Origin of the sequence: Gordonibacter pamelaeae 7-10-1-b (assembly GCF_000210055.1) — a bacterium.
In the GTDB taxonomy this organism is placed as follows: Bacteria; Actinomycetota; Coriobacteriia; order Coriobacteriales; family Eggerthellaceae; genus Gordonibacter; species Gordonibacter pamelaeae.
This window is the reverse complement of record NC_021021.1, coordinates 551,228-552,220: the sequence shown is the minus strand read 5'-3', so window position 1 is coordinate 552,220 and position 993 is coordinate 551,228. Positions and strand designations below refer to the sequence as shown.

At 68.9% G+C, this 993-nt stretch carries 1 protein-coding gene; it reads left to right on the top strand.

Annotated features, from left to right (window positions below; all coding sequences use genetic code 11):
- The coding region (locus GPA_RS02610) for a ribonuclease HII (RefSeq protein ID WP_041238854.1) at window positions 1–517 on the top strand (517 nt) is incomplete at its 5' end.
- Window positions 518–993: the final 476 nt, after the last annotated feature.

Here is a 993-nt window from a genome sequence, read left to right as displayed (position 1 = left end):
GGTGGGCGCCGTCGTGCTTCCCCCCGAGCCCGCGGTGGAGGGCCTCAACGACTCCAAGCAGCTCAAAGCCGAAGTGCGCGAGCGCATTGCCCTCGAGGTCAAGCAGGTGGCCGTGGCGTGGACGGTGGAGTACGTGGAAGCGGCCGACATCGATGCCGCGGGCATGACGGCCTCGCTCGTCACCGCGTTCAGGCATGCGCTGGCTCACATCGAGGCCGCCGGCGTGCGCCCGGACGTCGTCCTGCTGGACGGCAACCCTCTGCGCCTCGACGACCGCGAGGTGAACGTGGTGAAAGGCGACTGCCGCTGCGCGTCGATCGCCGCAGCCTCCATCGTGGCCAAGGTGGAGCGCGACGCCCTTATGTGCCGCTACGCCGAGGACTACCCCGAGTACGGCTTCGATTCCTGCAAGGGCTATGCGAGCCCCGCCCATATCGAGGCCATCAAGCGTTTCGGCCTCACCCCCCTCCATCGCGCCACGTTCTGCACCGCCTTCACGCAGCCGACCTTGTTCTAGGGCGCTTCGCATCTGCCCGGCGCCTCGCCGGGGCGACGCTCTCCCGTGCATGCCGTCCGGCGGCTTTGTCGCGCGCCACGGTTTTCCACCTTCGCACGTGCCCCTCCTCCCGCCGGCGCCCAAGGTGCCGACCATCGGCCCCTGCATGTTCCACCTGCGGAGTTGCCCCCGCATCGGCTGGCTGCCGAATTTCCGCCGGCTTTCTGCCAGATCCGTGCAAGAAGCGCGCCAGGTTCATGCGGCCGCCGTGCAAGGACCGCGCATGATCGGGGCGGTTCCATGCGGGCCTCCGCGACGGTTCCCCGGAAAGGTTGCGGACCTATGATGCCCCTAGAGAAGAAAGGGGCGACGAATGGACGAGAACGGTACCGCGGCCGTGCAGGAGCGGCTGCAGGAGGAACCGACCTCCACGAAGGAAAGGGGGCGCGCCCGCCGGATGCCCCCGCCAAGCGGCGCAAGCCGCGTTCCAAGGCGAA